Raw genomic sequence first — 5,555 nt, 5'->3', positions numbered from 1 at the left:
GTGTATAGATTCTGATGATGATATAAATGCTTGTGCTTCCCCTTGTGTCTTAAAAGGCTCACTCCAAATGCGGAGGACTTTACCAGCATTACCTCCAATATGTCCATTTGCATACAATATAGGACAAAATTTACCTATAATTTTACAAATTTTTTTGTCGCATTTTAAATTGCGTTGAATTGTTTTATATAGGGTATCTATTTTAACGCTATGCGCTTTTGCAAACTCCCTGCTACTTACCCATTGTCCCATTTATGCCACCTACGCGACTTTAAAGCCACTTTGCTCTAAGAGTTTTCTTAGCTTTTTTGATTTGCCTCTTATGCCTTTGATTCTACCCTTAGATATATCTTTTATAATGAAATAATCTGCATCACTCAAGCACATCGCCTTGCACCAAGTGCGTAGCTTAATGCCTTTTTGAGACATTTGTTGCATAAGAGAATCTTTTTGCATTTTTACTCCTTTTGTGCTACAATCCAATCTAACCTCCACCAAAAAGGTGAAGGAAGATTGTTTGCATCAAGCTTTTATCTTTATTCTAAGTTTGCCTACTCGGATAAAGACTTGAAGCTTGATTTTCACAACCTTTTTGAACTTGAAACATAACATCTCAAATCTTTCAGGCTGATTTCCCACCCTCCCGACCACTTTTAAGATTTTCTATCTTTATGATATAATTACCTCAAAAGTGATGTAATTATAGGACATTTTCTACCTATTGTCAAGTATTATAGGTAAATTTTGTCAAAAATAAGGATTTTATGATGATTAGGGAATTAAGAGAGGATATGGGATTAAGCCAAATAGAGTTAGCAGAGGCTATCGGTGTTTCAGAACGGACTATGCGTAGATATGAACAGGAAGAAGATTCTATACAGATTGGGACATTAAAAAAAATATTTGATGTGTTAGGTATGTCCAGCAATAACTCTTTTTTTGTCCAGCAAATGTCCAGCAATCCTATAAATGATGTCCAGCATTCTAAGAATGTTACTAAGTCATCTAATGAGTGTTACTTAGTCGAAGAAAACGAAAATGTCTATAAGTCGTCCCTTAGTCAATCTTTCTACACTATCCCTGTCCTTTCTATTAAAGCAAGTGCAGGACGTGGGAATGATATAATGGAGCTTGAAAGCTATGAGAGTGGGGAAGTGATGTGTATAGATAAAGGCTTTTTCAAATCCCCGCCAAATGCAAAGGTGCGTATAATCCAAGTAGATGGTTATTCAATGATACCTATGCTTTTACCCGATAGCTGGGTTATATTTGAGGAATCTGATGTATGGCGTGGCGATGGGCTATATGTGTTAAATTATGATAATGAACTTATGGTAAAGCTTTTGCAGAAGCTGCCAAATGGTAATTTGGAGATTATTAGTGCAAACAAAGACTATAAAAGCTTTGTCATTGAGCGCGATACACAATCAGTTGTGCGTATAGTGGGCAAAGTATTACGTTCTATTTTGTAGGCTTATAATTGTGATTTATGCCTTGAAGTATGTATGGTTTTGTTGAGGATTTTGTCAGTTTTGTCTAAAAAGTGTCAAAAAATATCAAAAGATTTAGTCTCACTTTGATTTTTAAAATATTCCTCATTCTCTCGCACTTTGCTTTATTTGATTAACTTCTCTCTCACTTTGATTCCTGACAAAACTATACACCTTGTTGAGATTTTATCATACGCACAAAATGCTTATTCACATTTACAAAGCAAAGATTTTAAGGTAGATTCTCTAGTCTATATTTTCTCTAAAGAAAATTGAATCTCCTGTATTCTTCATTTAAAATATTTAATTCTTATGCCCCACCCCCTCCGCTTTGGGAGGGGGAATAAAGAGAGAAATTCCACGAGGGAGGATAAAACAAAGTCCCTTCTTTGTGCTAGGGGAAGTTAGAGTGAGGATAGAAAAGCCTTTACCAAAAAAAAAGGGGGGGGGATAAATCCCTTTTGCTTTGCAGGATTACATCTTTTTGCGATAAATAAAGAATCTAAAAATATTTAAGATAAAAATATTTTTTTGAAATACTCAATATCAAGCAAAACTCATTGTTTTTTATAAAACAAAAACAAGACTCTAAGTTTGTCTCCCCACAAGTGAGATATGTCTTCGCTGACATAAAAATTAAATCGCATAAAGTGCCAACCTCTTAAAGCGTCGTAAGGGGGTGAGCGGATAATCTAGCGAATAACAATAAAAAAGTAGGGGAAAGCGAGGCATATATTGCCGAGCTGACTTTGCGCTTATGCTTTAGCACTAGCCTACACTTGCATATTTAAGTCCCTCCTCCTTATAGAAAAATAAAAAAGATATTAGACTAGAGAATCTAACCTTAGAATCTCACTTGATAACCAAATGAAATGCGGTTATAAGTGTATCCTTTAGTCCTCAAGGGCTATCGCCCTTTGCGAGATTAAATCCCTTCGGGATTGAATGGCGCGAAGCAGATTTTATATCTGCAAAGCAAGACCTTTTGCAAGTGTGGATTAGCATTTCGTGCGATTTTATTTTATGCAAGTGAGGATATACCTCACTTGCAGATAAACTAGAAAATCGTTAGTCTAATAGTGCAACCTTATTCTCGCCCGCTTCGTGGCGCGAAGCGTCGGGAAAAAGGTTTAGACTCGCTAGTCTCATATACCTTTACTATTGATTCGCACTTATGCCTATCTACACTTGCAAAGTTGGCTTTATGGGTTTAGATTCTCTCATACGCATTGCAAAATTAAAGCTTTAGCCTCTGTGCTAAAGCAAAAACTAAAATTCCATAAAGTATAATACCGCTTCTTTTTGAGCAAAGCTTAAAGAGAATGCAAAAGGACGTGTAGCTCAGCTGGTAGAGCAACTGACTCTTAATCAGTGGGTCCAGAGTTCGATCCTCTGCGTGTCCACCACTATTGAAAGTTCTTAAGGGGAATTAGAAGGCATTAGAAACCCTTGGTATGCGCACTTTCAAAATATTTTTCCACATATTTTTTACATAGCATTTTTATAGAGCAGCAAAGAAAAAATGGTTACAAAATCGGTAACAAGCAAGGAGGTTTTACAAAATAAGCCAAATTTGTTACCACTTTTTTGATGTAAGTGCCCGTATTGTGTTGATAGAGAGAGCTGGTTAAAAATCTACACAGGGGAAATTATAGAAAGCAAATCATATTGGCTAGAATCTAGCTTATCCCTTTTCACCTCTCCCCATTCTACTATCTGTAATTCCTTACCATTGAAGTATAGAGATAGTGGAGGTTTATAATCTAGTTTGGTATGGGTGGTATAATTTGCTTTATAGGCTGGGGAGCGTAGATAAGCAAAGATAACTAAAGTATAATCTCCCTGTGTGAGGTATTGGAGTTGTTGGGAATAGTTGGGAGGATTGGTGGTTTGAGAGTTTGATGATGATTGTGAATGGTTTGTTTGTGCTTTTGAATTTGGACTTTGAGAGCTTGTTTGATTGCTTCTGTCTGTATTGATGTGTGATGCTTGATGTGATTGTAGGCTTTGCAAATATTCTTTAGGATTAAATGTTATTATATTTCCCTTGTAGGTATCACTTGGGAGTTCATAGTAATGCTCATCTTTTATTAAGCCTGTTTTGTTTGGATTATAATCTTTTGTAGGAAGTATCATATAAGCCCATTTAACCAAATTATAGCCATAATAGATAGCTTCACATTCTAAGGCAGTATCTATCTTTATTGGTTTTTGTATGTTGTTTATTCTCACTTCAAGGATAGAATCTGTATTGTCTATCTTTTCATCAAGTGTTGTAGTTTGCTTAAGATGTAAGATATTCTTATAAGTAATGCCTTCACCTGCTTTAGCTTGTTTTTTTATTTGATTATTTACTGATATTATGCCCACACCTGTTATTTTGTGTATATCATAAGTGGAATAATTTTGAGTCACTAAATCATTACAAGAGAGTATGAGTTTAGTTGTAACATTTTACAATCCTCTCTGCACCTCTTGTGCCTCCGAGTTTGCAATAGGCTTTATTATGGTATGAGATAGATGTTAAAAACCTTTAAATACCCTTGAAAATCAAGCTGTCTCAAGATCCCTCCACAAGAGTTATCATAATCTCCACTTTCTATAAAATCCTCCAATATCTTTTCTCTTACCTTTTTTCCACTACTTAAGAAACTCTTACCTACATCATTCCAATGCTCAAAGACTAGGATAATATTTTTGTAGGCTATGCCATTCCCATCATCATAAGTAAGCCAACCTAAATCTTGCATCCAATCTCTAAAAGCATCGGGATTGCCCACACAATCTTTTGTGTGAAATAAAAAAGCATTTTGCATAATATCCATATAATCAATATAATAATCTTTTATATCTTTACCATTTATTTTGACATAAAAAGTATATTTATCTTCTTTTAGATTCTGTGGTATCTCACTTTCATTTTGTATGGTGTAGATTCCGTATTGCATATTGTATTTAAAATTTTTTGATTCTTTATCTAAATACATTGTCTCCTCCTTTATTTTGGTATCAAATGTATGAAATCATAATAATGATTGGGTGTATAGTAGATATAGTCATACAACACATTACCATCTTTATTGTGTCCTGTTACAATCCTCTCTGTACCTCTACCATTTTTACTGCTTGCTATACTTATATCGTGTTCCCTATAAAAGATAGGATTACCTTTAGAATCTTTGGTAGGGAGTTGTGCTATTTCATTTTTCCACTTTCTACCAGCTTCAAGCCTTTCATTTGGCTCTCCTCTACTTCTTTTCCAATTCTTCCTTACTCTCTCCTCATATCTAACCCTTACATTATGCGACATTGCACCAATGCTTTGTTTTGGATATTTAGGTTTAGCTACTCTATTAATAGAGCGAGCAATATATCGAATGATTTTATGCTCATACTGTTGAATAGTTGTTTTGTTTTGTATGCTTCTCATTCTTAGGGCTCTTTTTGTGATAAAACCACTTATGTTATATATAATCCTTGCACCTTTTACTGCAGGAATTAATGCAATAATGCCAATAACCACATCTTGCCAAGTAAATGATGAGGAATCTGAAGTATTTATTGTAGAAGCATCGCTTTCACTTTTAATAATGTGGGTTATTATAGCATAACGATATACTTTTTTCTCCACATCCACACTAACATCACTTTTGGCACCCTCTATATAAGCAAAAAATCTTATCTGCTTATCTTGCCACTCTTCTTTGAAGGCTATTTGTATTTCTTCTCCTAAGAGATAATCTTGTGATTGTGCATTATTAATATTAGAATCTTGATTTGCATTGTTTAGTATTTGTGTAATTTTTGTATCTATTTTATTAATATTTTCAGATTTTGTTATAGAATCTTCTTTATAAACTCTTTTAAATTCTTTAAGGTGTGTTATAGGTATAGTAGAGTTTTGAGTAAGTTCTGTAAGCTTAAAATCAATATCTTCATCTTTATCAAATACTATATATCCCCACCTCGTCTCTTTCTTTTGCTCTTGATAAATGCGTTTTTGTTCATTGCTTTGTTTTTCTTTGTTTGGGATATTATCTTGGTTATAGTAGGCTTTGAGGTGGA

General features: G+C 34.3%; 6 protein-coding genes and 1 tRNA gene. 2 read left to right on the top strand and 5 right to left on the bottom strand.

All coding sequences use genetic code 11. The features are described 5' to 3' along the window. Together LS66_RS09890 and LS66_RS09885 are read right to left on the bottom strand one after the other, a co-directional pair. The coding region (locus LS66_RS09890; protein ID WP_138092133.1) for a hypothetical protein at nt 1–252 on the bottom strand (252 nt) is incomplete at its 3' end. Nucleotides 253–261: 9 nt separating this feature from the next. Then, on the bottom strand, nt 262–456 hold the full coding sequence (locus LS66_RS09885; protein WP_034368334.1) for a hypothetical protein: 195 nt from the start codon (nt 454–456) through the stop codon (nt 262–264). Nucleotides 457–764: 308 nt separating this feature from the next. On the opposite strand from LS66_RS09885, the gene LS66_RS09880 reads away from it, so the two are divergent. Both LS66_RS09880 and LS66_RS09875 read left to right on the top strand, forming a co-directional pair. Then, a complete protein-coding gene (locus LS66_RS09880) occupies nt 765–1,472 on the top strand; it encodes a LexA family transcriptional regulator (protein ID WP_236097030.1) in 708 nt (235 codons plus the stop codon). Nucleotides 1,473–2,820: 1,348 nt separating this feature from the next. Then, nucleotides 2,821–2,896 (top strand) — tRNA-Lys (locus LS66_RS09875). A 229-nt stretch (nt 2,897–3,125) separates the two neighbouring features. On the opposite strand, the gene LS66_RS09870 is transcribed toward LS66_RS09875, so the two are convergent. The 3 genes from LS66_RS09870 to LS66_RS10365 all read right to left on the bottom strand — a co-directional run. Further along, on the bottom strand, nt 3,126–3,905 hold the full coding sequence (locus LS66_RS09870; RefSeq protein ID WP_034368332.1) for a hypothetical protein: 780 nt from the start codon (nt 3,903–3,905) through the stop codon (nt 3,126–3,128). A gap of 89 nt (nt 3,906–3,994) precedes the next feature. Beyond that, a complete protein-coding gene (locus LS66_RS09865) occupies nt 3,995–4,477 on the bottom strand; it encodes a hypothetical protein (protein WP_138092130.1) in 483 nt (160 codons plus the stop codon). Between the two features lie 11 nt (nt 4,478–4,488). Beyond that, nucleotides 4,489–5,555, bottom strand: a 1,067-nt coding sequence (locus tag LS66_RS10365; RefSeq protein ID WP_305798317.1) for a ribonuclease domain-containing protein, incomplete at its 5' end; no start/stop codon positions are given.

The organism is Helicobacter sp. MIT 03-1614, assembly GCF_000762925.2.
GTDB lineage: Bacteria > Campylobacterota > Campylobacteria > Campylobacterales > Helicobacteraceae > Helicobacter_C > Helicobacter_C hepaticus.
This window is presented reverse-complemented; position numbering and strand designations above follow the sequence as displayed.